Source organism: Chitinimonas sp. BJYL2 (assembly GCF_027257935.1).
In the GTDB taxonomy this organism is placed as follows: Bacteria; Pseudomonadota; Gammaproteobacteria; order Burkholderiales; family Chitinimonadaceae; genus Chitinimonas.
The window spans coordinates 267,778-288,558 of record NZ_JANZKW010000003.1; the positions used below are offsets into that span (position 1 = coordinate 267,778).

Sequence of the window (20,781 nt, forward strand, 5' to 3'; positions counted from 1 at the left end):
GACATGACAACCACTTCCCGCATTTTCCTGTCGCTGCTGGCGATTGCCGGTCTTAGCGTATCGGCCTTTGCCAATAAGGGCCCGAAGATCGCCGTGACCGATCTGGCTTACACCGAGGCCGTGTCGGAGTACTTTGCCGTCGCCAAGATCAAGAGCCAGAGCGCGCTGACTGCCAATGCCGGCGGTTTTGCCGCCAGCAGCTCGGGCGAGGCCCAGTATGTGGCCGGCACGTACAGCTATCTGGAACAGCGCGAGCTGTATGGCTTTACCAATGATCTGAAGGGCGCGCTGCTCAAGGGCACGGGCTTTCAGCTGATCCAGAGCCGTGCGTTCGATTCGGGCCAGCCGCAGCCGACCAAGGCCGAGCAGGTGTACCAGCAGATGCAGACCGGCAAGATCAGCAAGCCGGTCAAGCAGCCGCAGGTGCGTGACATTGTGGATCGCATCCGCAAGGGCGAGTTCAAGGGGGCTGATTACGTGCTGTTCGGCACGATGACCAGCATCCAGTTCCGCGACGAACTCTCGCCGCTGCAAGGTACGACCAGCGCGTCCTACACCTACAGCCTGGATCTGGTAGCCGACTTTTCGCTGATCAACACCAAGACGCTGGCGATTACCGCCGCGTTCTCGGCACAAGGCGCCGGCGCCGAGACCAAGCTGCTGTCGAACCGTGGCGATGTGGTGCGTCCGAACCGCGGCAAGGTCATACGCGAGACTTCGCTGTCGCTTGCGTCGAGCGCTTACGACCAGTTGGTGGATCAGCTGGGTCTGGTGAACGACAACCCGCTGGTCAAGCCGGAGTCATCTACACCCAAGCCTGCCAAGCCGGCCGCGAGCGAAGAGGTCATCATCCTCAAATGAAGCATGGCATCCAGCTAGCCATCTGGCTGCTGTTGGCTGCTGCACAGGGCTGCGCAAACGCGCAGCCCTTTTCCTTGGTGCGGATCGATACGGTCAACGGCGAGATGGCACTCCTGCAACGCGGTGCCACGGTTGCGCCGCTGCGTTACCGCGCCATCGTGCTACCGGGTTCGGGCTGCGCCGGCCTGGCACCGATTGCCGAACGCTACTTCGCCGGTCTGCTGCATGGCGAAGTCTGGGTGCTGCATAAGCCGGGTGTGGATGCCGCACAGTGGCCTGCCCCCGATCCCTGTTCGCCCGACTTCATCGCCAGTGATGCGCCACTCAACAATCTGGCGGCCTATGAATCCGCCATTCGCCAGCAAGTGCCCGCAGCCTCCGACTTACCCTTGGTACTGATCGGCATCTCCGAAGGTGCCGAACTCGTACCCGCGCTGAGCCAGCGTCTGGGCGGTGCGGCGCTGTGGGTGATGCTGGGCAATGCCGCGCAGGACCCGGCAGAGGTCGGCGAGCGGCAGGCCGTACGTTTGGGCCAGACGGCGGCATGGCAACGCTTGCGGACGGCGGCCGCGAGCCAGCGTCCTGACAGCCAGATCATCGAAGGCAGAACGCTGGCCTATTGGCGGCAACTTTTTGCCATGCGGCTGACCGACACGGTGCAAGCCAGCACGATCCCGCTGCTGCTGGCCTATGGCGAACAGGACGCATTGATACCCGCCGATGTCTACGCCAACACCCGCGCACGCTTGCCCCAGCGCCCTACACCCAGCTGCGTACTCGCGCAGCCCGATGCCGACCACGGCCTGCAAACCCCGGTGAGCGATGGCGTGCAGCAGGTGTGGGCAAGGGTGGAGCAGCACTTCCGTGGCGGCTGGGCATGCCCCGCACCTTAGGGTGCAATGCGCTACGCTTATTGCACCCTACGAGGGGCGCTGAATGGTGAACTGATGTAACGGCTTGCTGCGCGCCCGATACCTCACCGACAATACCGAGCTAGACCACCCGTGCTTCATCCGCCTGCTTGGCCATGTCCACAAGACGCGCCACGCGCCACAAGGATTCCGATCATGAATGCCCCCACGCAAAACCCTGTCGTCGCCCGAATTGCCAGCCTGCGCACCGCCATGCGGGCGCAAGGCCTGAGCGCCTATGTGGTGCCATCGAGCGATCCGCATCTGTCGGAGTACCTGCCTTCGCGTTGGCAGGGCCGGCGCTGGCTCAGTGGTTTTCATGGTTCGGTCGGCACGCTGATCGTAACCGCCGACTTTGCCGGTTTGTGGGTGGATAGCCGTTACTGGACGCAGGCAGAAGCCGAGTTGGCGGGTTCAGGCATCGCCCTGATGAAGATCGCCGTGGCCAGCAGCCCTGCGCATATCGATTGGCTGGCTGCCAATCTGCCTTCGGGCGCGGTGGTGGGTGCCGATGGTGCGGTGCTGGGTCTCGCTGGTGCGCGTGCACTGGAATCGGCCCTGGTGGCACGCGGTATTTTGCTGCGTACCGATATCGACCTGCTGGAGGCCGTCTGGGAAGGCCGTCCCGGCCTGCCTGCCGCGGCCATTTACGAACACCTGCCGCCTTACGCCACGATCAGCCGCGCCGACAAGCTGGCAGCGGTGCGCGGCGAGATGCAGAAGCTCGGTGCTGACACGCACTTCATTTCCACGCTCGACGACATTGCTTGGCTGTTCAATCTGCGCGGTGCGGATGTGAACTACAACCCGATCTTTGTCGGCCATGCCTTGCTGGCGCAGAACATCGCCACCCTGTTCGTGGCCGAAGGCAAGGTTGATGCCGCACTGGCGCAACGACTGGCGGACGATGGCGTGACCTTCGCCCCCTACGCCCAGGCAGCGACGGCCTTGGCCGCCCTGCCGGCCAGTACCCGTTTACTGATCGACCCGCGCCGCATCACGCTGGGCCTGCGCCAAGCGGTGCCGGCTGGCGTGACGGTGATCGAGGCGATCAACCCCAGCACCTTTGCCAAGTCGATCAAAACCGCCGACGAAGCCCAGCATGTGCGCGAGGCGATGGCGCAGGATGGCGCGGCGCTGTGCGACTTTTTCAGCTGGCTCGAAGGCGCACTCGGCAAGGAAACGGTGACCGAAGTCACCATCGATGAGCAGATCACCGCCGCACGTGCCCGCCGCCCCGGCTTTGTCAGCCCCAGTTTTGCGACGATTGCCGGCTTTAACGGCAACGGCGCTATGCCGCATTACCGCGCTACCGAACACAGCCACGCCGTGATTGAAGGTGATGGCCTGCTGCTGATCGATTCGGGCGGCCAGTATCTGGGCGGTACCACCGATATCACGCGCGTTGTGGCCATCGGCCAGGTCAGCCCCGACCAGCAGCGTGATTTCACCCTGGTGCTCAAGGGCATGATCAACCTGAGCCGTGCGCGTTTCCCGCGTGGCACCAAGAGCCCGCTGCTCGATGCCCTGGCCCGTGCGCCGATCTGGGCGGCCAATGTGGATTACGGCCATGGCACAGGCCACGGCGTGGGTTACTTCCTCAACGTGCACGAAGGCCCGCAGTCGATCTCGCCACACAGCCCGCCCGATGCACACACGGCCATGGAGCCGGGCATGATCACCTCGAACGAGCCGGGCATTTATCGCCCCGGTCGTTGGGGTGTGCGGATCGAGAATCTGGTGCTCAATGTCTCGGTTGGCGCGGGTGAATTCGGTGAATTCCTCGGCTTCGAGACGCTGACCCTGTGCCCGATCGATACCCGCTGCATCGACCGTGCACTGCTGGACAGCGCGGAAATCCACTGGCTCAACGATTACCATGCCACCGTGCGTGCGCGCCTGCTGCCGCTGGTGGAAGGCGCTGCGCGCGACTGGCTGATCAAATCCACCGAACCCATCTGAACCCGGAAACCGCATGCAAAACCCGTTCGCCAACATACGCTGGGGCCGATGGTTCTTCGGCTCGCTGCTGTTCATTGCGCTGCTGATCGCGGCCTATATCTGGTTCGTGCTCAGCTGGAGCTATTCCGAAGGCGAACGCGCTGGCTATGTGCAGAAACTCGCGCACAAGGGTTGGGTCTGCAAGACCTGGGAGGGCGAGCTGGCCATGATCAACATCCCCGGCACGTTGACCGAGAAGTTCGTGTTCACCGTGCATGACGACAAGGTGGCCGAGGCCATCAATGCCTCTTTGGGCAAGAAGGTCACCTTGTACTACAAGCAGCACGTTGGCGTGCCCACTAGCTGTTTTGGCGACACCATGTATTACGTGGATCGCGTTCGGGTGATCGAATAATGGCAAATCGCTTGAGCAAGATTGTGACCCGTACTGGTGACGATGGCACCACTGGCCTCGGCGATGGCAGCCGCGTGTCCAAGGCCAGCCATCGCATCCATGTGATGGGTGAAATCGACGAACTTAACAGCCAGATTGGCGTCGCGCTGGCCGAACCCCTGCCGGACCTGATACGCCAGAGCCTGATCCGCGTGCAGCACGACCTGTTCGATCTGGGCGGCGAGGTTTGCATTCCCGGCCGCGTGGCCTTGGCCGAGGTGCACCTGGCCAGGTTGGAGGCCGATGTGGTGAGCTTCAATGCCGATCTCTCACCCCTCAAGGAATTCATCCTGCCCGGTGGTAGCCGGGCTTCCGCAGCCCTGCATGTGGCACGCACGGTGTGCCGGCGTGCTGAGCGCTCGCTCGTGGCGCTGGCCGTCAACGAGTCCGTTGCGCCACTGGCTCCACAGTACCTGAATCGTCTCTCCGATCTGCTGTTCGTGCTGGCCCGCAGCGCCAATAAGGCCGTCGGCCAGTCCGATGTGTGCTGGCAGCCCGGCCTGAACGCCGCATGATCATCCGCTTCGCTACCGAGGCAGATGCCCCGGTGCTGGCTGCGCTGGCGCAAGCCGTATGGGTGGATAGCTACGCCCGAGAAGGCATGCGTGCCGTATTGGCGGACTATGTGCGGGACGCCTTTACTGCCGAACGCTACCTGCGCGAACTGGCCGATCCTGCCCGGCAGATATGGGTTGCCGAGCGTGATGGCCATCTGCTTGGCTACGCCAGCCTGAACATGGAAACCAGCCCCATCCGGCCCGAACTGAACCGACGGCTCGAAACGCTCTATGTGCTGCGCCGCCTGCAAGGGCAGGGCGTGGGGCGCGCGCTGATGCAGGCCGTGGCGGTGGCGTCGCCGCAAGGCTGGCTGAGCACATGGCACCGAAATGAGGAAGCGCTCGCGTTCTACGCGCGCATCGGTTGCCAGCGCATCGGCGAGACGGCGTTCGAACTCGAAGGCGAATCGCACCTCAATCATGTGCTGGCTTGGGGTATCCCGGCATGAGCATGCTGATTGATCTGCTGTTCGATATGGACTGGCTGTTCCTGGTCGGCACCGCTGCGTTCTCGATATCGGGCTATCTGGTCGGCGTGAAAAAGCGCTTCGATCTGCTGGGCGTGCTGATCGTGGCCATCCTCACCGCCATTGGCGGCGGCGTGATCCGCGATGTGCTGATCGACCGTGTGCCCGTGGTATTCCGCGATGCCTCGCCCGTCAGCACCATCATCGCCACCCTGGGTGTGGCCTGGCTGTTGAGCCTGCACAAAGATTGGAACGCCGCCATGCACCGCGTATTCGTGCTGGCTGATTCGATCGGGCTGATTGCCTTCAGCCTGGCCGGCGCGCAGGTCGGCATCGACTTTGGTCTCAATCTGTTCGGTGTGCTCTGCGTGGGCTTCATCACCGCGGTAGGTGGCGGCGTGCTGCGCGATGTGCTGGTCAATGATGTGCCGTTCATTCTCGACCGCGATTTCTACGGCACGGTCGCCATCCTGATGGCTGGTCTGCTGTATGCCGCACACGCACTGGGTTATAGCGGCACTGCCACCTTGTGGACGCTGTTTGCCGTGGGTCTGGTCATCCGCTTGCTGGCTCATGCGAGGGACTTCCGGCTGCCGACCGTCTAGGGAGTTTCCCTTATCGATCGTCTGCCGGACAGGCCGATATGCCAATGGCTTGGTAGAATAGTCAGGATGTTGACCCTCCCCACCGATTTCGACGCCCTGCGCGACTGGCTTGCGCATCGGCTCGATACTGCCCGGCAACCTGCCGGTGGTGACATCCATACCGAAGACGACACCACGCCCGCTGCCGTGCTGGTGCCCATTGTCATGCGGCCGGATGCCCCCACTATCTTGTTGACCAAGCGTCATGCCGGCCTGGCCAAGCATGCCGGGCAGATCAGTTTCCCCGGTGGTCGTACCGAAATCGATGAAACCCCCGAGCAGGCCGCGCTGCGCGAAACCGAAGAAGAAGTCGGCATCGCCCCCACGCTGGTCCGGACCGTGGGGCGGCTATCGCACTACACCACGATTACCCGTTACAAGGTGACGCCGGTGGTGGCGCTGGTCCAGCCCGATTTCGTGCTGGCCCTGCAGGCCGATGAGGTGGAAGAGGTCTTCGAAGTACCGCTCAGCTTTGTGCTGAACCCTGCCAGCTATATTGAAAAGAGCCTGAACCTGCCCGAGCGCAGGATGGTGACTTATGCACTGGATTGGCAGGGCAAGATCATTTGGGGCGCCACAGCAGGCATGCTGATGATGCTCCGCCGAACTTTGGAGGAAACCCATTCATGAGCGCTGCCAACGCCGTTCTCACCACCGCGCGCCTGACCCTTGAACCGCTGAAGGCCAGCCACGCCGATGCGCTGTTCGCCGGCCTCAGCAATGCCTCGCTGTACCAGTACATCCCGCAAGAGCCGCCCGCCAGCGTCGAAGCCCTGCGCGAACGCTACAAACGCCTCGAAAGCCGCAGCTCGCCAAGCGGCGATGAATGGTGGCTCAACTGGGCTGTACGCCTGACCGACGGTGCCTACATCGGCCGCGTTGAAGCCACGGTCGATGAAGACAACAAGGCCATCGTTGCCTGGTTCGTCTTTGCCGAGCACCAGCGCAAGGGTTACGCCAAAGAGGCCGTGACCAAGCTGCTCGAACACCTCGAAGGCCCGTTCATGGCGCTGGAATACGAAGTGTTTGTCGATACGCGCAATGCCGCATCGATTGGGCTGGTTGAGTCGCTCGGTTTCAAGCGTGCCGCCACCATCCCCAATGCCCAGAAGTTCAAGGGCAGCACGAGCGACGAATACCGCTACAGCCTGATTCCCCCCAGCGTGGCCAAGGCCGCCAAGGGCAAGAAGAAGTGAGCGATAGCGACGTCGTCGTCGCCTACACCGATGGCGCCTGCAAAGGCAACCCCGGCCCCGGTGGCTGGGGTGCCTTGCTGGTCTACAAAGGCCAGGAGAAGGAGCTGTTCGGCGGCGAGCCCGATACCACCAATAACCGCATGGAACTCATGGCCGTGATCATGGCGCTCGAAACGCTCAAGCGTCCGTGCGCGGTCAAGGTCTGGCTCGATTCGCAGTACGTGAAGAACGGCATTGAAAGCTGGATACACGGCTGGAAGCGCAACGGCTGGAAAACCGCCGACAAGAAGCCGGTCAAGAATGCTGAACTCTGGCAGCGTCTGGATGCCGCCCGTGGCCGCCATCAGGTTGAATGGGCTTGGGTCAAAGGCCACGCGGGTCACGCTGGCAACGAACGCGCCGACGCGCTCGCCAACCGTGGCGTGGACAGCATCCGATGAGTGCGCCAGCCATCACCCTGCACCCGTACAACGGCAACGACCGCCCGCTGCTGCGCGGCATGGAGCTCCTGTACTCGCATGATTTCAGCGAAATCACCACGCTGAGCTTCAAGGAATCGGGCTACTTCCTCACCGAGGCACAGTTCGACGAATACTTCATCAACGTGTTTGCCACGCTGATCATCCGCGTCGATGGCAAACCCGCCGGCTTTGCCATCATCGATAACAAAAGCCAGCTCGACGGCGCCAGCGATGTGCACGACGTGCTGCAGTTCTTCATCCTGCGCGGGATGCGCAAACGCGGCATCGGCAAGCTTGCCGCGCGTGCCGTGTTCGACCGCTACCCCGGCAAATGGGAAGTCCGCCAGATCGATGAAAACGCCGCCGCCCAGGTCTTCTGGCGCCGTGCGATCAGCGAGTACACGGGCGGTAACTTTGCCGAGCGGCGATGGGAGGATGAAGATGGCGGCGGCGTGGTGCAGACCTTCCATACCCCCAGTCACACCGCGTAGGGTGCAATAAGGCCGACGGCCGCATTGCACCTTGCCCGCACAGGCCCGGGATGTGTGGTGCAATGCGCTGCGCTTATTGGCAACCTACGCCTGCATTGCTTCCATCAGCACCTGCCATCAACCGAGGAACATCGTGCTCAAGCAGTTCTTCAGCCGCAACCGCCAAGCCAGCCTGACCTTCATCCTGGTGACGGTGTTTCTGGATGTCCTGGGTATCGGCCTGATCATTCCGGTGCTACCGATTCTGGTCGGCCAGTTCACCAGCAGCCCGGACGAGCAGGCGCACTGGTTCGGCATCCTGTCGGCCGTGTATGGCGTCATGCAGTTCCTGTGCATGCCCTTGCTGGGTGCCCTGTCGGATCGTTTTGGTCGGCGACCCGTGCTGTTGTTGTCGATTTTCGGCTTGGCGTTCAGCCTGCTGGTGCATGCGATGGCGACCTCGCTGATGGCATTGTTGTTGATCCGCCTGATCAGCGGCAGCACCGCCGCCAGCTTCTCGGTGGCCAATGCCTATGTGGCCGACATCACAGAACCCGACAAACGCGGCAAAGCCTTCGGCATGCTGGGCGCGGCGTTCGGACTGGGCTTCATCTTCGGCCCCATGCTGGGCGGCTTGCTGGGCGGACAGGATGTGCGGCTGCCGTTCTTTGTGGCGGCAGGCTTGGCCATGCTCAATTGGCTATATGGTTACTTCGTACTGCCGGAATCCTTGCCCAAGGAGCGTCGTGCGCCGTTCTCGCTCAAGCGCGCCAACCCGCTTTCGGCCCTGCTGCACCTGAGCCGCCTGCAAGGCATAGGCGGCCTGGTGGCGGTATTTGCGCTGACTTTGCTCGGCCAGTTCATCCTGCAGACGACCTGGGTGCTCTACACCACCTTCCGTTTTGGCTGGACGCCAACCGACAACGGCATTGCGCTGTTTGTGGTGGGTCTGGTCGGTGCGGTAGTGCAGGGTGGTTTGCAGGGGCGCTTGCTCAAGCATTTTGGCGAGCAGAAGCTGGCCTTGCTGGGCATCGGCTCCGCCGCGCTGGCGTATGTGGCCTACGGCAGCATAACCATCGGCTGGCTGATGTATGTAGTGATCTTCGCCAATCTGTTCTCGTTTGCCGCCGGCCCGGCCATGCAGGCGATCGTATCCAAGGCGGTCGATCCGCGTGAGCAGGGGCTGACCCAGGGTTCGCTCAATGCCATCCAGGGCTTGGCCATCATTTTCGGCCCGTTGATCGGCACCGCCATTCTGGCCCGTGTCAGCCACCTGCCGGCGGGTGACTGGCGCATGGGCGCCACCTTCTATACCTGTGCGGCCCTGCAGGGGCTGGCACTGTTGATTGCCTGGTGGCACTTCCGCCGCCACCCCGTACCCAAGACCCTAGCTACCCAAGTCAGCCCGGAGAGCCCGACATGACCACCCTGTGCATCCAGATCCAGCCCGATCGCACCAGCGATTACGACGAAGCCGAGCTCATGGCGGTGTGCGATAGCCTCAAGGTGCACAAGCCGCTGATTACCAGCTTTGCGATGGAGACCGGTGATGATGAAGGCCCCTGGGTCAACCTGATGTTCGAAACCGATCACGCCGCCAAGGTCTGGCCGATCCTGCAGGCGGCTTTCTATCCCGCTAATGCTTTTGGCGACCGCATGCGCGCCAGCTCCATGGCCATGTGCACGGGTGAAGAGGGCTGGGAAGACTATCTGCTGCTTTATCATTACGATCCGAACCCCGAGCTGGACAGTCTGGACGACGCAGCCTGAGCCCATCACCGAGTCCTGCCATGCGCCAAATCATTCTGGATACCGAAACCACCGGCCTGCGCGTCGAGGATGGCAACCGCATCCTCGAAATCGCCGCGGTCGAGATGGTGAACCGCAAGCTCTCGCCGCCCGACGCGCACCTGCACCGCTACATCAACCCCGAGCGTGATTCGGAAGAGGGCGCGCTCAATGTGCACGGGCTGACCACCGATTTCCTGGCCGACAAACCCAAGTTCGCCGATATCGTCGATGAGTTCCTCGATTTCGTGCGCGGCAGCGAGCTGATCATCCACAATGCGCCGTTCGACGTGGCCTTCCTCAATATGGAACTGGGCAAGCTCGGGCGCGGCAAGATCACCGATTACGTCACCGGCATCATCGATACGCTCAAGGATGCCAAGGAGCTGTTCCCCGGCAAGCGCAACAGCCTGGATGCACTGTGTGACCGCTTCGAAATCGACCGTAGCGGCCGTACCCTGCACGGCGCGCTGATCGACTGCGAACTGCTCGCCGAGGTCTACCTGACCATGACGCGCGGGCAGGACAGCCTGCTGATCGATTTTGCCTCCGCAGCCGAGCAGGATGCCGCGCATACCCACGCCGCCGCGCGCCGCGCGCGTGGCCCGCTGAAAATCCTCGCCCCCAGCGAGGCCGAACTGGCCGAGCATGCTGCGTATCTGGACGGGCTGGATAAAGCCGTCAAGGGCACCAGCCTCTGGCGCACCTTGGAACCCAAGGAAGTGGCCGCATGAGCCGCTTCATTGCACTGCTGCCCGCTGCCGGTGCCGGCAGCCGAATGGGCTCCACCACCCCCAAGCAATACCTGCCCTTGCTGGGTCAGCCCTTGCTGATGCACACACTGGCCGCGCTGGCGGCAGTGCCAGAGATCGACCGTCTGGTACTGGTGCTGTCGCCGCAGGATGAGTGGTTCGATGCCTACACGCCCAACCCGGCGGTGGCAGCCAAACTCACGGTAGTCCGCTGCGGTGGCGCTAGCCGTGCCGAAAGCGTCCGCAACGGCCTCGCTGCCATCGCCGATCAAGTCAGCCGCAGCGACTGGGTACTGGTACACGACGCCGCACGCCCCTGTCTGGCCGCGCCCGATGTGAGCCGCATGATCGCCACGCTGCGCGACGACACCGTGGGCGGCATCCTCGCCTTGCCGGTGGCCGATACGCTCAAGCGTGCTGCCAGCGGTGAACGCATCGCCGCCACGGTCAACCGCGACGCCCTCTGGCGCGCACAAACCCCGCAGATGTTCCGCCACGGCTTGTTGTCGGACGCGCTCGCACAAGCGGCCAGCGACGCGATTACCGACGAAGCCAGTGCCGTCGAACGCCTCGGTCACGCACCGCGGCTGGTGCCCGGCAACGAGCGCAATATCAAAGTGACCTACCCCGAAGACCTCGCACTGGCTGCGCTGTTTCTTCAATCGCGTCAGGAGCTCGCCGCATGAGCAATCTGCCTATCCGTATCGGCCAAGGCTGGGACGTACACCGCCTCGTCGAAGGCCGCCCGCTGATACTCGGCGGGGTACATATCCCGCACGACAAAGGCTTGCTGGGCCATTCCGACGCCGACGCACTTCTGCACGCGCTCACCGACGCCATCCTTGGCGCCGCCGGCCTTGGCGACATCGGCCGCCACTTTCCCGATACCGATCCCGAGTTCAAAGGCGCCGACAGCCGCGCGCTGCTGCGCGAAGCCGTGCGCCGTGTGGCGGCAGCCGGTTGGCGTGTGGGCAATGTCGATGCTTCCATCTTGGTGCAAGCCCCCAAGATGGCCCCGCACATCCCGGCCATGGTGGCGCATATTGCTGACGACCTCGGCATCGAGCCAAGCTGCGTCAATGTGAAGGCCAAGACCTATGAAAAGCTCGGCCCGGTGGGGCAGGGCGAGAGCATTGAGGCGCAGGCGGTGTGTTTGCTGGTCAGGGCATGATCGCAAGACCGCTTGCCTATGCGTGCCTAGCTTTGAGCATGTCGCTCGTTGGCAGCTATGTCGCCCTCTCCAAACCGCTCACGCTGATCTTCCCGGTCTTTCTGCTGGGCTGGCTGCGCTTTGGCGCGGGTGGCTTGGCGATTCTGCACTGGTTGAAAAAGCCGGTCGATGAGGCACCGATGAGTGCGCGGACCAAGGGGCTGGTGTTTCTGGAATCGTTCTTCGGCAACTTCCTCTTTACGGTGTGCATGCTGTTCGGGGTGAGCATGACCACGGCGGTGTCGGCCGGCGTGATCATGGCAGCCATTCCGGCGGTGGTGGCCTTGATGAGCTGGTTCATCCTGCGCGAGCGCATCGGCTTGCGCATCTGGGCGGCAATTGCCTGTGCGGCGGTGGGGATAGCGCTGCTGGGGCTCGCCAAGCCCACGCATGCCGGCGCGGAGGCTGCACATCCACAGGCTTGGCTGGGCAACCTGCTGGTTTTTGGCGCGGTATTGTGCGAGGCGGCTTACGCCATCATCGGCAAAAAGCTGACCGGTTCACTGGGGCCGCGGCGGATTACTGCCTTGATCAACCTCTGGGGCTTTGTACTGATGACGCCACTGGGTGTGTATTACGCGCTGCAGTTCGATTTTGCTGCGGTGAGCGCGGGCATCTGGTTGCTGTTCATTTTCTATGCGCTGGCGGCCAGTGTGTGGACTGTATGGCTGTGGATGACGGGTCTCAAGGGGGTGCCTGCCAGCCAGGCCGGCGTGTTCATGGTGATGCTCCCGGTATCGACCGCGCTGGTGGGTGTGCTGGTGCTGGGCGAGCCGATCACCCGTCTGCAGTGGCTGGCATTTGCGATTTCGCTTGCCGGCGTGTTGCTGGCAACCTTGCCGGGGCGTAGCCAGCGATCTGTTTTGGCCTAGTTGCGCCGCAATATAAAAAGCGGCCTTTGCCAGCACTCTATACTTGCGGCCAGAGCTTCCCCGGCTGTGTCCATGACTTCGCTGATTTCTGCTTCCGCGCTGATGCTGTGCATTGGCGCACCCGATCTCGTCCTGGTGGATTGTCGCCACGATCTGACTGATACCGACGCAGGCCGTCGCGCCTATGCCGAGGGTCATTTGCCCGGTGCCCGGTTTCTGCATCTGGACGAGCATCTGTCTGGCCCGAAGACGGGCCTGAATGGGCGGCATCCCTTGCCGGACCCGCTGACTCTGGCGGCCACGCTGGGCAAGACGGGCATTCGTCGCCAGACACAGGTGGTGGCCTATGACGCGCACGGTGGCATGTATGCTGCCCGATTATGGTGGCTGTTGCGGTGGCTGGGCCATGAGAAGGTGAGCGTGCTCGATGGCGGTGTCGCAGCATGGCTGGCTGCCGGCGGTGCGCTGGAGACCCGCGATCCCGATCCAGTCGCCGTCCACTTTGCGCCCAAGGTGCAAGCGGGCTGGACCGTGGATGCCCAGACCATACTGGCAAATCTGGCCGATCCGTCGTTTGTGGTCGTCGATGCGCGCGCACCGGGCCGCTTTGCCGGTGAAGGGGAGACACTGGACCCGGTGGCCGGGCACATACCCGGTGCGCGCAACCGTTTTTTTCAGGCTAACCTTGGGCCGGATGGCTGCTTCAAGCCTGCTGCACAATTACGTGAAGAATGGTTACAGCTGCTGGCAGATGCCAGCCCGGCAGAGTCGGTCCAGCAATGTGGCTCGGGGGTGACGGCTTGCCATAATCTGCTGGCACTGGAGGTGGCCGGCCTGCAGGGTGCCAGGCTCTATCCCGGTTCGTGGAGCGAATGGTGCAGCGATCCAGCCCGCCCGGTCGCACGCGGTACGGATGCGGCATGATCGGACTGCCTGTATTGCCCCACTTGATGTGGATCAGCCGGTGCCGGGTCAGCCCGGGCGACAATGCGCGCCATGCCTGCTGCCACGCTCCTGCCTGTGATCTCCCCGAACGCCATGACTGAAGCGGCGCCTGACCTCGCTGAACTGCCGGAACTGACGGCCTGCTCGGTGTCGGAAGATGACGGTACGGTCACCTCCCAGTTCCTGATCAGTGGCATGTACTGCGCTGCCTGCGCCGGCTTGATCGAACGCGCGGCCAACAGTGTGCCTGGTGTGCGCGAGGCCACTGTACAGGCAGCGAGTGAGCGCCTGAGCGTGCGCTGGTCGCCGGCTGCAGCCAGCACGGCGCAGCTCCAGGCGGCGATAGCACGCGCTGGCTATCGGGCTGTGCCGGATCACGCCGCACCCGCTCGTACGCTGCGCCAGCAAGAGCGCAGACAGGCCATCTGGCGCTGGTTTGTCGCCGGCTTCCTGATGATGCAGATCATGATGCTGGCGACGCCGCGCTATGTGGCCGAACCCGGCGAAATGAGCGCCGATCTTTACCAGTTGCTGATCTGGGGCGAATGGGTGCTGTGTCTGCCTGTTGTGCTGTTCTCGGCCGGGCCTTTCTTCAAGGCGGCCTGGCGTCAGTTGCGGCAGCGCACCATCGGCATGGATGTACCGGTTACGGTCGGGATCATTGTCACCTTTATCGCCAGCACCGGTGCCGCACTGGACCCCAGCGGACCGTTTGGCCATGAGGTGTATTTCGATTCACTGGCGATGTTTGTCGCCTTCCTGCTGGGCAGCCGCTTTCTCGAAATGCGCGCGCGTCACCGCGTGGCCGAGTCGCTCGAGCAAGCGAGCCAGCGCTTGCCCGAGCAGGTCGAGCGACGGGGGGCAGAGGGGCGCTTCGAGCGCGTGGCACCGTCGCAATTACTCGCGGGCGATACGGTACGTGTGCCGCTGGGCCAGGCCTTTCCAGCCGATGGCGTGCTGCTGGAGGGTGAAACCGCCGCCGATGAAAGCCTGCTGACCGGCGAGTCACGTGCCATTGGCAAGTTGCCCGGCAGCGAGCTGATTGCCGGCAGCCTGAACCTGCTCGCACCGGTGCTGATGACCGTGCACCGGACCGGCGAACAGACCCGTTACCACGCCATTGTGCGGCTGATGCGCAGCGCGCTGACGCAGCGGCCGGCACTGGTGCGCATGGCCGACCGCATTGCCGGCCCGTTCCTGTGGGCGGTACTGGCACTCGCGGCGCTGGCGGCACTGGGCTGGTACTTCATCGATCCGGCCAAGGCCTTGCCGGTGGCGGTGGCAGTGCTGATCGTGACCTGCCCCTGCGCGCTGTCCCTGGCGGCGCCGACGGCCTTGCTGGCCGCTGCTGGCAATCTGGCCCGGCGCGGTGTGTTGCTGCATCGACTGGATGCACTGGAGGCATTGGCCGGCATTGATACCGTGGTCTTTGATAAGACGGGCACGCTCACCGAAGCCGGTTTGCAGCTGCAGCAGCCGGAGCCCGCCCCGGATACGCCGGCGGGCCAGACCTTGCTGGCGCAGGCAGGCAGTCTGGCTGCCCATTCGCTGCATCCGGTATCGCGTGCCGTGGTGCAGGCGGCTGCTTTGCCGGCGACGCAAGACGGCTGGCGTGAGGTGCGTGAGTTCCCCGGCTTGGGGCTTGAGGCGCTCAGCGTTGATGGCAGCCGCTGGCGGCTAGGCCGGCCCGAGTGGGTGGCCAATGCCGGGACTGGCTTGGCTGCAGGTCGTGCCCGATTGGCTTTTGGCCCGGTGGGGGAGGTACGTTGGCGGGCGCAGATCAGCGAGTCCCTGCGCGCGGATGCCCCGGCCGCATTGGCGGCCTTGCAGGCGGACGGTTTGCGCACCGCGTTGCTATCGGGTGATGAACCCGCACGTGTCGGCGCGATGGCAGCTACCTTGAAGCTGGATGAGGCGATCGGCGGCGCCAGCCCCGAAGCCAAGCTGGCGCATCTGGCGGCCCTGCAAGGCGCTGGCCGGCGTGTGCTGGTGGTGGGCGATGGCATTAACGACGCGCCCATACTGGCGCAGGCGGACGTGAGCTTTGCGATGGGGCAGGGCGCGGATCTCGCTCGCAATCATGCCGATGCGGTGCTGCTGTCAGGCCGGCTGCGCGATATCGTGGTTGCGAAAGCACTGGCAGGGCGCACGCTGACCATCATCCGCCAGAACTTTGCCTGGGCCCTGCTCTACAACCTGGCCAGCGTGCCGCTCGCGGTGGTCGGCCTCTTGCCGCCCTGGCTGGCGGGTATCGGCATGGCCCTGAGTTCGCTGGTCGTAGTGTTGAACACATTGCGTCTTGGCCGTTCACCTGCTTCAACTGAGTAACCGCCCGAATGGAAAGTCTGTATCTCCTGATTCCCCTGTCGGTCTTGCTGGTCTTGCTGATCGTTGGCCTGTTCGGCTGGGCGATCCATAGCGGCCAGCTCGACAACCTGGAGCGGGAAGGCAACCGGATACTCGAAGACGAGACCGAGGGGCGCGACATATTGCCGCAGATTGATGGCGATCAAGACAGCGACAAACATTAAGCCCGGATAATTGTAATTAGCGTAAGACCAATAAAAAGGAGCCTTTCATGGCAAATCAGCAACACGCGGGGCAGCCCGTGTACGAGTACGGGGTACTGCGGGCTTTCTCGCTAGCCACCATACTCTGGGGCGTGGTCGGTATGCTGGTCGGCGTCATCATCGCCGCCCAGCTCACCTGGCCCGAACTGAACTTCGGCATCCAGTGGCTCAGTTATGGCCGTCTGCGACCGCTGCACACCAACGCGGTGATCTTTGCCTTTGGGGGCTGTGCGCTGTTTGCCACGGCCTACCATGTGGTTCAGCGTACCTGCCAGACACGGCTGTTCATGCCGGGACTGGCCTGGTTCACCTTCTGGGGCTGGCAGCTGGTGATCGTGCTGGCGGCCATCACCCTGCCGCTGGGCATTACCAGCGGCAAGGAGTACGCCGAGCTGGAGTGGCCGATCGACGTGCTGATCACTTTGGTCTGGGTATCGTTCGCGGTGGTGTTCTTCGGCACTATCGGCACCCGCAAGGTGCGCCATATCTATGTGGCCAACTGGTTCTTCGGTGCCTTCATCCTGGCCGTGGCCCTGCTGCATCTGGTCAACAGCGCGGCGTTACCGGTGAGCTTCTGGAAGAGCTACTCGGCTTACGCGGGCGTGCAGGATGCGATGGTGCAGTGGTGGTACGGCCATAACGCCGTGGGCTTCTTCCTTACTGCCGGCTTCCTCGGGATGATGTACTACTACATCCCCAAGCAGGCCGGTCGCCCGGTGTATTCGTATCGCCTGTCCATCGTCCACTTCTGGGCGCTGATCTTCACCTATATGTGGGCTGGCCCTCACCATCTGCACTACACGGCACTGCCGGACTGGGCGCAGAGCGTGGGCATGATCTTCTCGCTGGTGCTGCTGGCACCGAGCTGGGGCGGCATGATCAACGGCATCATGACCCTTTCGGGCGCCTGGCATAAGCTGCGCGACGACCCGATCCTCAAGTTCCTGATCGTGTCGCTGTCGTTCTACGGCATGAGCACCTTCGAAGGGCCGATGATGTCGATCAAGACCGTCAACGCCTTGAGCCACTACACCGACTGGACCGTGGGCCATGTGCATTCGGGTGCCCTGGGTTGGGTGGGTCTGATCTCGATGGGCTCGATGTACTACCTGATCCCGCGTCTGTACGGTCGCACCGAGATGTTCTCCAAGCGTGCCATCGAGCTGCACTTCTGGATCGCCACGCTGGGTATCGTGCTGTACATCGCCGCGATGTGGATTGCCGGTGTGATGCAGGGCCTGATGTGGCGCGCGGTGAACCCGGACGGCACCTTGGTCTACACCTTCGTCGAAAGCGTGAAGGCAACCTTCCCCTTCTATGTGATCCGTCTGCTCGGCGGCCTGCTGTATCTCGGCGGCATGCTGATCATGGCCTGGAACGTGGTGATGACCGTGCGCGCAGGCCGTGCCGTGGACGACGCCATTCCTGCCGCCGCACCGGCCCACGCTTGATAGACCCGACGGAGAATAGACATGGCTGACAACCATCACCCCAAAGGTCACGAGAAGATCGAGACCAGTAATTTCCTGATGATCGTGCTGGTGCTGCTGACCATTGTGGTTGGCGGCGCTGTGGAAATCGTGCCGCTGTTCTTCCAGCGCTCGACCACCCAGCCGGTTGCCGGGCTCAAACCCTATACGGCCCTGCAAGTAGCTGGCCGTGATGTGTACGTACGTGAAGGCTGCTACAACTGCCACTCGCAGATGATCCGTCCGTTCCGTGCCGAAACATTGCGCTATGGCCACTACTCGGTGGCGGGCGAGTTCGTTTACGACCGTCCGTTCCAGTGGGGTTCCAAGCGTACCGGCCCCGATCTGCATCGCGTGGGCGGCAAGTACAGCGACGAGTGGCATCGCATCCACCTGATCAACCCGCGTGATCTGGTGCCCGAGTCGAACATGCCGGCTTACCCCTGGCTGGAAAAGCAGTGGGTTGCCACCGACGAGATCATTCCCAAGATGCAGGCACTGCGCACGCTGGGTGCGCCCTACAGCGATGAGGAAATCGCCAAGGCGCCGGCCGAGCTGGCAGGCAAGACCGAGATGGACGCGGTGATTGCCTACCTGCAGGTGCTGGGCACCTCGATCAAGTAAGGAGCCACCATGGACATCAATATCTTGCGCTCCATCGTGACCGTGCTGTCGTTCGTGGCCTTCATGGCCATCGTGTTCCGCGTCTATTCGCGCCGGAACCGCGACAAGCTCGAAGAAATCGGCCGTGCCGTACTCGATGACGACGCACCGCCACCGAATAATCCGCAATCCGGGGGCTCGCTATGAGCGACTTTATCTCCAGCGGCTGGGCCTTGTTTGTTGCCGCCGCCACCATACTCGGGCTGGTGTTCTGCGTGGTGATCCTGCTGATCGCCAGCCGTCGCAAGGTCATGGCCAATGACAACACCACCGGCCACGTCTGGGACGAAGACCTGAAGGAACTGAACAACCCGCTGCCGCGCTGGTGGATGGGCCTGTTTGTACTCACCATCGTGTTCGCCGCGCTGTACCTGTTCCTGTATCCGGGCTTGGGTACGCATGCCGGTTCGCTCAAGTGGAGTAGCCAGGGTCAGTACGAGGCCGAACAGGCCAAGGCCAAGCAGGCACTTGATACGGTGTATGCCGACTTTGCCAAGCAGCCGGTCGAAGTGCTGGCCAAAGATGCCAAAGCCATGGGCATAGGTGAGCGCCTGTTTGCCAACAACTGCGCGGGCTGCCACGGCTCGGATGCCAAAGGCTCCAAGGGCTTCCCCAATCTGACCGACACCGACTGGCTGTATGGCGGTGATCACCCCACCATCGTGAAGACGATTGTTGAGGGGCGGCAGGGGGCCATGCCCGCGCTCGCAGCCGCGGTGGGTTCGGCGGACGATGTGCGCAATCTGGCCAACTATGTGTTGAGCCTGTCGGGTGCCGTCCATGACCCCAAGGCGGCGGCCGAAGGTCAGCCCAAGTTTGCGGTCTGCGCAGCTTGCCATGGTGCCGATGGTAAGGGCATGCAGGCACTGGGTGCCCCGAACCTGACCGACAAGGTCTGGCTGCATGGCGCGGGCGAGCAGGCGATCGTGGCGATGATCACCAAGGGCAAGAACAACGTGATGCCAGCCCATGCCAGCCGCCTGAGCGCCGAGCAGATCCATGTGCTCGCCGCCTATGTGTGGAACCTGTCGCCACGCGGCGCTGCTGCCACCAATTAAGCCTGCTCTGGAAAGTGATATCGCGTGAACCCGTCCGCTACCGATAAACCCGCTGCCAGCACCATGGCGGTGGATGACGCCAAGGTAGAAGTCATCTCGCTCTACAAGGCCGAGAAGAAAATCTACCCGCGCGCGGTATCGGGCTGGTTCCGCAACTGGCGCTGGGCGCTGATCTGGCTCACGCAGCTGGTGTTCTACGGCATGCCCTGGCTCAGCTGGAACGGGCGTCAGTCGGTATTGTTTGATCTGGGTTCGCGCCGGTTTTATATCTTCGAGCTGGTGCTGTACCCACAGGATTTCATCTACCTCACGGCCCTGTTACTGATCTCGGCCTATGCCCTGTTCCTGTTCACTGCGGTGGCCGGGCGTCTGTGGTGCGGCTATGCCTGCCCGCAAACCGTCTACACCGAAATCTACATGTGGGTGGAACAGAAGTTCGAGGGCGACCGCGCCGCGCGCATGAAGCTCGATGCTGCACCCTGGTCGTTCGAGAAGCTCTGGCGCAAGGGTGGCAAGCAATTCGTCTGGATTGCCATCGGTCTGTGGACCGGCCTGACCTTTGTGGGCTACTTCACCCCGATCAAAACCCTGCTGGCCGAGGCCATGACCTTGTCGTTCGGCCCCTGGGAATGGTTCTGGGTGCTGTTCTACGGCTTTGCCACCTATGGCAACGCCGGCTATATGCGCGAGCAGGTGTGCAAGTACATGTGTCCTTACGCGCGCTTCCAGAGCGCAATGTTCGACAAGGACACGCTGATCATCACCTACGACACCGAGCGCGGCGAGCCGCGTGGCAGCCGTTCGCGCAAGGCGGACCCCAAGGTGGCGGGCCTGGGGTCATGTATCGATTGCACCTTGTGTGTGCAGGTCTGCCCGACCGGCATCGATATCCGTAACGGCTTGCAGTACGAGTGTATCGGCTGTGCCGCGTGTATCGATGTATGCGATGGCGTGATGGACAAGATGGGCTACGAACGTGGCCTTATCCGTTACGACACACAGCACGCCATGGCGCAAAAGCTCACGCGCAAGCAGATGTTCATGCGCATGCTGCGGCCACGTGTGATGGTGTACACCGCCATTCTGATCGTGGTAAGTGCGGCCCTGGTGTTGTCGATTGCGCTGCGCACGCCGTTCAAGGTGGATGTGGTGCGCGATCGGGCCTCGCTGGCTCGACTGGTGGACGATGGCTACATTGAAAACGTCTACCGCCTGCAGATCATGAATGCGACCGAAACGCCGCAACGTTATACCGTGCAGGTCGAGGGGCTCGATGGTCTTGCTCTGAGCGAAACGCCGCCGGTGCTCACGCTAGGTCCCGCCGAAGCGCGCTGGATTTCGCTGGCGGCCAAGTTGTCGCCCGACGCTGCGCAGGCAATGGGTGCGGGAGCCAAGCCAATACGGTTCGTGATTGAACGATTGCCCGATCAGCAGGAAGCGGCTCGTCGTCTGGTCGAGAAATCTACGTTTATTGTGCCGCGCTGAGTGCGGC

25 protein-coding genes are annotated in these 20,781 nt (G+C 62.9%); all 25 read left to right on the forward strand.

Going from position 1 to position 20,781, the window contains the following annotated elements; genetic code table 11:
- Positions 1 to 3: 3 nt before the first annotated feature.
- The 25 genes from O9X62_RS11090 to ccoG all read left to right on the forward strand — a co-directional run bounded on the left by O9X62_RS11090 (position 4) and on the right by ccoG (position 20,774).
- Positions 4 to 861, forward strand: coding sequence for a hypothetical protein (locus tag O9X62_RS11090; RefSeq protein ID WP_269532922.1), 858 nt, complete (start codon positions 4 to 6; stop codon positions 859 to 861).
- Positions 858 to 1,754: an alpha/beta hydrolase gene (locus O9X62_RS11095; RefSeq protein WP_269532923.1), complete on the forward strand. Its 897-nt coding sequence runs from the start codon at positions 858 to 860 to the stop codon at positions 1,752 to 1,754. The genes O9X62_RS11090 and O9X62_RS11095 overlap by 4 nt, the downstream gene beginning before the upstream one ends.
- Positions 1,755 to 1,928: 174 nt before the next feature.
- Positions 1,929 to 3,734 carry an aminopeptidase P family protein gene (locus O9X62_RS11100; protein WP_269532924.1) on the forward strand — a complete coding sequence of 602 codons (1,806 nt, stop codon included), beginning with the start codon at positions 1,929 to 1,931 and terminating at the stop codon, positions 3,732 to 3,734.
- Positions 3,735 to 3,747: 13 nt separating this feature from the next.
- Entirely contained in the window at positions 3,748 to 4,128 is a 381-nt protein-coding gene (locus O9X62_RS11105; protein WP_269532925.1) for a hypothetical protein, read from the forward strand.
- Between the two features lie 11 nt (positions 4,129 to 4,139).
- Entirely contained in the window at positions 4,140 to 4,682 is a 543-nt protein-coding gene (locus tag O9X62_RS11110) for a cob(I)yrinic acid a,c-diamide adenosyltransferase (RefSeq protein WP_374708393.1), read from the forward strand.
- Complete coding sequence (locus O9X62_RS11115) at positions 4,679 to 5,173, forward strand: GNAT family N-acetyltransferase (RefSeq protein ID WP_269532927.1); 495 nt, start codon at positions 4,679 to 4,681, stop codon at positions 5,171 to 5,173. The genes O9X62_RS11110 and O9X62_RS11115 overlap by 4 nt, the downstream gene beginning before the upstream one ends.
- Positions 5,170 to 5,796, forward strand: coding sequence for a trimeric intracellular cation channel family protein (locus O9X62_RS11120; RefSeq protein ID WP_269532928.1), 627 nt, complete (start codon positions 5,170 to 5,172; stop codon positions 5,794 to 5,796). The genes O9X62_RS11115 and O9X62_RS11120 overlap by 4 nt, the downstream gene beginning before the upstream one ends.
- Before the next feature lie 66 nt (positions 5,797 to 5,862).
- Positions 5,863 to 6,465, forward strand: coding sequence for a CoA pyrophosphatase (locus O9X62_RS11125; RefSeq protein WP_269532929.1), 603 nt, complete (start codon positions 5,863 to 5,865; stop codon positions 6,463 to 6,465).
- Positions 6,462 to 7,031: a GNAT family N-acetyltransferase gene (locus O9X62_RS11130; RefSeq protein ID WP_269532930.1), complete on the forward strand. Its 570-nt coding sequence runs from the start codon at positions 6,462 to 6,464 to the stop codon at positions 7,029 to 7,031. Before O9X62_RS11125 ends, O9X62_RS11130 begins: the two co-directional genes overlap by 4 nt.
- Positions 7,028 to 7,471 carry a ribonuclease HI gene (rnhA, locus tag O9X62_RS11135; RefSeq protein WP_269532931.1) on the forward strand — a complete coding sequence of 148 codons (444 nt, stop codon included), beginning with the start codon at positions 7,028 to 7,030 and terminating at the stop codon, positions 7,469 to 7,471. The genes O9X62_RS11130 and rnhA overlap by 4 nt, the downstream gene beginning before the upstream one ends.
- On the forward strand, positions 7,468 to 7,983 hold the full coding sequence (locus O9X62_RS11140) for a GNAT family N-acetyltransferase (RefSeq protein ID WP_269532932.1): 516 nt from the start codon (positions 7,468 to 7,470) through the stop codon (positions 7,981 to 7,983). Before rnhA ends, O9X62_RS11140 begins: the two co-directional genes overlap by 4 nt.
- A gap of 133 nt (positions 7,984 to 8,116) precedes the next feature.
- Positions 8,117 to 9,385: a TCR/Tet family MFS transporter gene (locus O9X62_RS11145; RefSeq protein WP_269532933.1), complete on the forward strand. Its 1,269-nt coding sequence runs from the start codon at positions 8,117 to 8,119 to the stop codon at positions 9,383 to 9,385.
- The gene (locus tag O9X62_RS11150; protein ID WP_269532934.1) at positions 9,382 to 9,732 is read left to right on the forward strand and encodes a hypothetical protein; all 351 of its coding nucleotides are present in this window, start codon (positions 9,382 to 9,384) and stop codon (positions 9,730 to 9,732) included. The genes O9X62_RS11145 and O9X62_RS11150 overlap by 4 nt, the downstream gene beginning before the upstream one ends.
- Positions 9,733 to 9,752: 20 nt before the next feature.
- Positions 9,753 to 10,484: a DNA polymerase III subunit epsilon gene (gene dnaQ, locus O9X62_RS11155; RefSeq protein WP_269532935.1), complete on the forward strand. Its 732-nt coding sequence runs from the start codon at positions 9,753 to 9,755 to the stop codon at positions 10,482 to 10,484.
- Positions 10,481 to 11,188: a 2-C-methyl-D-erythritol 4-phosphate cytidylyltransferase gene (ispD, locus tag O9X62_RS11160; protein ID WP_269532936.1), complete on the forward strand. Its 708-nt coding sequence runs from the start codon at positions 10,481 to 10,483 to the stop codon at positions 11,186 to 11,188. Before dnaQ ends, ispD begins: the two co-directional genes overlap by 4 nt.
- Positions 11,185 to 11,673, forward strand: coding sequence for a 2-C-methyl-D-erythritol 2,4-cyclodiphosphate synthase (gene ispF / locus O9X62_RS11165; RefSeq protein WP_269532937.1), 489 nt, complete (start codon positions 11,185 to 11,187; stop codon positions 11,671 to 11,673). Before ispD ends, ispF begins: the two co-directional genes overlap by 4 nt.
- On the forward strand, positions 11,670 to 12,584 hold the full coding sequence (locus tag O9X62_RS11170; RefSeq protein WP_269532938.1) for a DMT family transporter: 915 nt from the start codon (positions 11,670 to 11,672) through the stop codon (positions 12,582 to 12,584). Before ispF ends, O9X62_RS11170 begins: the two co-directional genes overlap by 4 nt.
- A 72-nt stretch (positions 12,585 to 12,656) precedes the next feature.
- Positions 12,657 to 13,508: a sulfurtransferase gene (locus tag O9X62_RS11175; RefSeq protein WP_269532939.1), complete on the forward strand. Its 852-nt coding sequence runs from the start codon at positions 12,657 to 12,659 to the stop codon at positions 13,506 to 13,508.
- A 72-nt stretch (positions 13,509 to 13,580) separates the two neighbouring features.
- Positions 13,581 to 15,857, forward strand: coding sequence for a cation-translocating P-type ATPase (locus tag O9X62_RS11180; RefSeq protein WP_269532940.1), 2,277 nt, complete (start codon positions 13,581 to 13,583; stop codon positions 15,855 to 15,857).
- 8 nt (positions 15,858 to 15,865) lie between these two features.
- Complete coding sequence (gene ccoS, locus O9X62_RS11185) at positions 15,866 to 16,060, forward strand: cbb3-type cytochrome oxidase assembly protein CcoS (RefSeq protein ID WP_269532941.1); 195 nt, start codon at positions 15,866 to 15,868, stop codon at positions 16,058 to 16,060.
- A gap of 47 nt (positions 16,061 to 16,107) precedes the next feature.
- Complete coding sequence (gene ccoN, locus O9X62_RS11190; protein WP_269532942.1) at positions 16,108 to 17,550, forward strand: cytochrome-c oxidase, cbb3-type subunit I; 1,443 nt, start codon at positions 16,108 to 16,110, stop codon at positions 17,548 to 17,550.
- A 21-nt stretch (positions 17,551 to 17,571) separates the two neighbouring features.
- Positions 17,572 to 18,192, forward strand: coding sequence for a cytochrome-c oxidase, cbb3-type subunit II (ccoO, locus tag O9X62_RS11195; RefSeq protein WP_269532943.1), 621 nt, complete (start codon positions 17,572 to 17,574; stop codon positions 18,190 to 18,192).
- A 9-nt stretch (positions 18,193 to 18,201) separates the two neighbouring features.
- Positions 18,202 to 18,378: a CcoQ/FixQ family Cbb3-type cytochrome c oxidase assembly chaperone gene (locus O9X62_RS11200; protein WP_269532944.1), complete on the forward strand. Its 177-nt coding sequence runs from the start codon at positions 18,202 to 18,204 to the stop codon at positions 18,376 to 18,378.
- Complete coding sequence (gene ccoP, locus O9X62_RS11205) at positions 18,375 to 19,289, forward strand: cytochrome-c oxidase, cbb3-type subunit III (RefSeq protein WP_269532945.1); 915 nt, start codon at positions 18,375 to 18,377, stop codon at positions 19,287 to 19,289. Before O9X62_RS11200 ends, ccoP begins: the two co-directional genes overlap by 4 nt.
- Positions 19,290 to 19,313: 24 nt before the next feature.
- Positions 19,314 to 20,774 carry a cytochrome c oxidase accessory protein CcoG gene (ccoG, locus tag O9X62_RS11210; protein WP_308446464.1) on the forward strand — a complete coding sequence of 487 codons (1,461 nt, stop codon included), beginning with the start codon at positions 19,314 to 19,316 and terminating at the stop codon, positions 20,772 to 20,774.
- Positions 20,775 to 20,781: the final 7 nt, after the last annotated feature.

What these genes read in the sequence shown, in the direction of transcription:
- O9X62_RS11180 (WP_269532940.1), top strand. Translation starts at nt 13,581, where the DNA reads ATGCCTGCTGCCACGCTCCTGCCTGTGATCTCCCCGAACGCCATGACT.
- dnaQ (WP_269532935.1), top strand. Translation starts at nt 9,753, where the DNA reads ATGCGCCAAATCATTCTGGATACCGAAACCACCGGCCTGCGCGTCGAG.
- ccoO (WP_269532943.1), top strand. Translation starts at nt 17,572, where the DNA reads ATGGCTGACAACCATCACCCCAAAGGTCACGAGAAGATCGAGACCAGT.
- O9X62_RS11130 (WP_269532930.1), top strand. Translation starts at nt 6,462, where the DNA reads ATGAGCGCTGCCAACGCCGTTCTCACCACCGCGCGCCTGACCCTTGAA.
- O9X62_RS11150 (WP_269532934.1), top strand. Translation starts at nt 9,382, where the DNA reads ATGACCACCCTGTGCATCCAGATCCAGCCCGATCGCACCAGCGATTAC.
- O9X62_RS11105 (WP_269532925.1), top strand. Translation starts at nt 3,748, where the DNA reads ATGCAAAACCCGTTCGCCAACATACGCTGGGGCCGATGGTTCTTCGGC.
- O9X62_RS11200 (WP_269532944.1), top strand. Translation starts at nt 18,202, where the DNA reads ATGGACATCAATATCTTGCGCTCCATCGTGACCGTGCTGTCGTTCGTG.
- O9X62_RS11125 (WP_269532929.1), top strand. Translation starts at nt 5,863, where the DNA reads ATGTTGACCCTCCCCACCGATTTCGACGCCCTGCGCGACTGGCTTGCG.
- O9X62_RS11095 (WP_269532923.1), top strand. Translation starts at nt 858, where the DNA reads ATGAAGCATGGCATCCAGCTAGCCATCTGGCTGCTGTTGGCTGCTGCA.
- ccoP (WP_269532945.1), top strand. Translation starts at nt 18,375, where the DNA reads ATGAGCGACTTTATCTCCAGCGGCTGGGCCTTGTTTGTTGCCGCCGCC.
- ccoN (WP_269532942.1), top strand. Translation starts at nt 16,108, where the DNA reads ATGGCAAATCAGCAACACGCGGGGCAGCCCGTGTACGAGTACGGGGTA.
- ispF (WP_269532937.1), top strand. Translation starts at nt 11,185, where the DNA reads ATGAGCAATCTGCCTATCCGTATCGGCCAAGGCTGGGACGTACACCGC.
- O9X62_RS11120 (WP_269532928.1), top strand. Translation starts at nt 5,170, where the DNA reads ATGAGCATGCTGATTGATCTGCTGTTCGATATGGACTGGCTGTTCCTG.
- O9X62_RS11170 (WP_269532938.1), top strand. Translation starts at nt 11,670, where the DNA reads ATGATCGCAAGACCGCTTGCCTATGCGTGCCTAGCTTTGAGCATGTCG.
- O9X62_RS11100 (WP_269532924.1), top strand. Translation starts at nt 1,929, where the DNA reads ATGAATGCCCCCACGCAAAACCCTGTCGTCGCCCGAATTGCCAGCCTG.
- O9X62_RS11140 (WP_269532932.1), top strand. Translation starts at nt 7,468, where the DNA reads ATGAGTGCGCCAGCCATCACCCTGCACCCGTACAACGGCAACGACCGC.
- O9X62_RS11115 (WP_269532927.1), top strand. Translation starts at nt 4,679, where the DNA reads ATGATCATCCGCTTCGCTACCGAGGCAGATGCCCCGGTGCTGGCTGCG.
- O9X62_RS11175 (WP_269532939.1), top strand. Translation starts at nt 12,657, where the DNA reads ATGACTTCGCTGATTTCTGCTTCCGCGCTGATGCTGTGCATTGGCGCA.
- ccoS (WP_269532941.1), top strand. Translation starts at nt 15,866, where the DNA reads ATGGAAAGTCTGTATCTCCTGATTCCCCTGTCGGTCTTGCTGGTCTTG.
- ispD (WP_269532936.1), top strand. Translation starts at nt 10,481, where the DNA reads ATGAGCCGCTTCATTGCACTGCTGCCCGCTGCCGGTGCCGGCAGCCGA.
- O9X62_RS11090 (WP_269532922.1), top strand. Translation starts at nt 4, where the DNA reads ATGACAACCACTTCCCGCATTTTCCTGTCGCTGCTGGCGATTGCCGGT.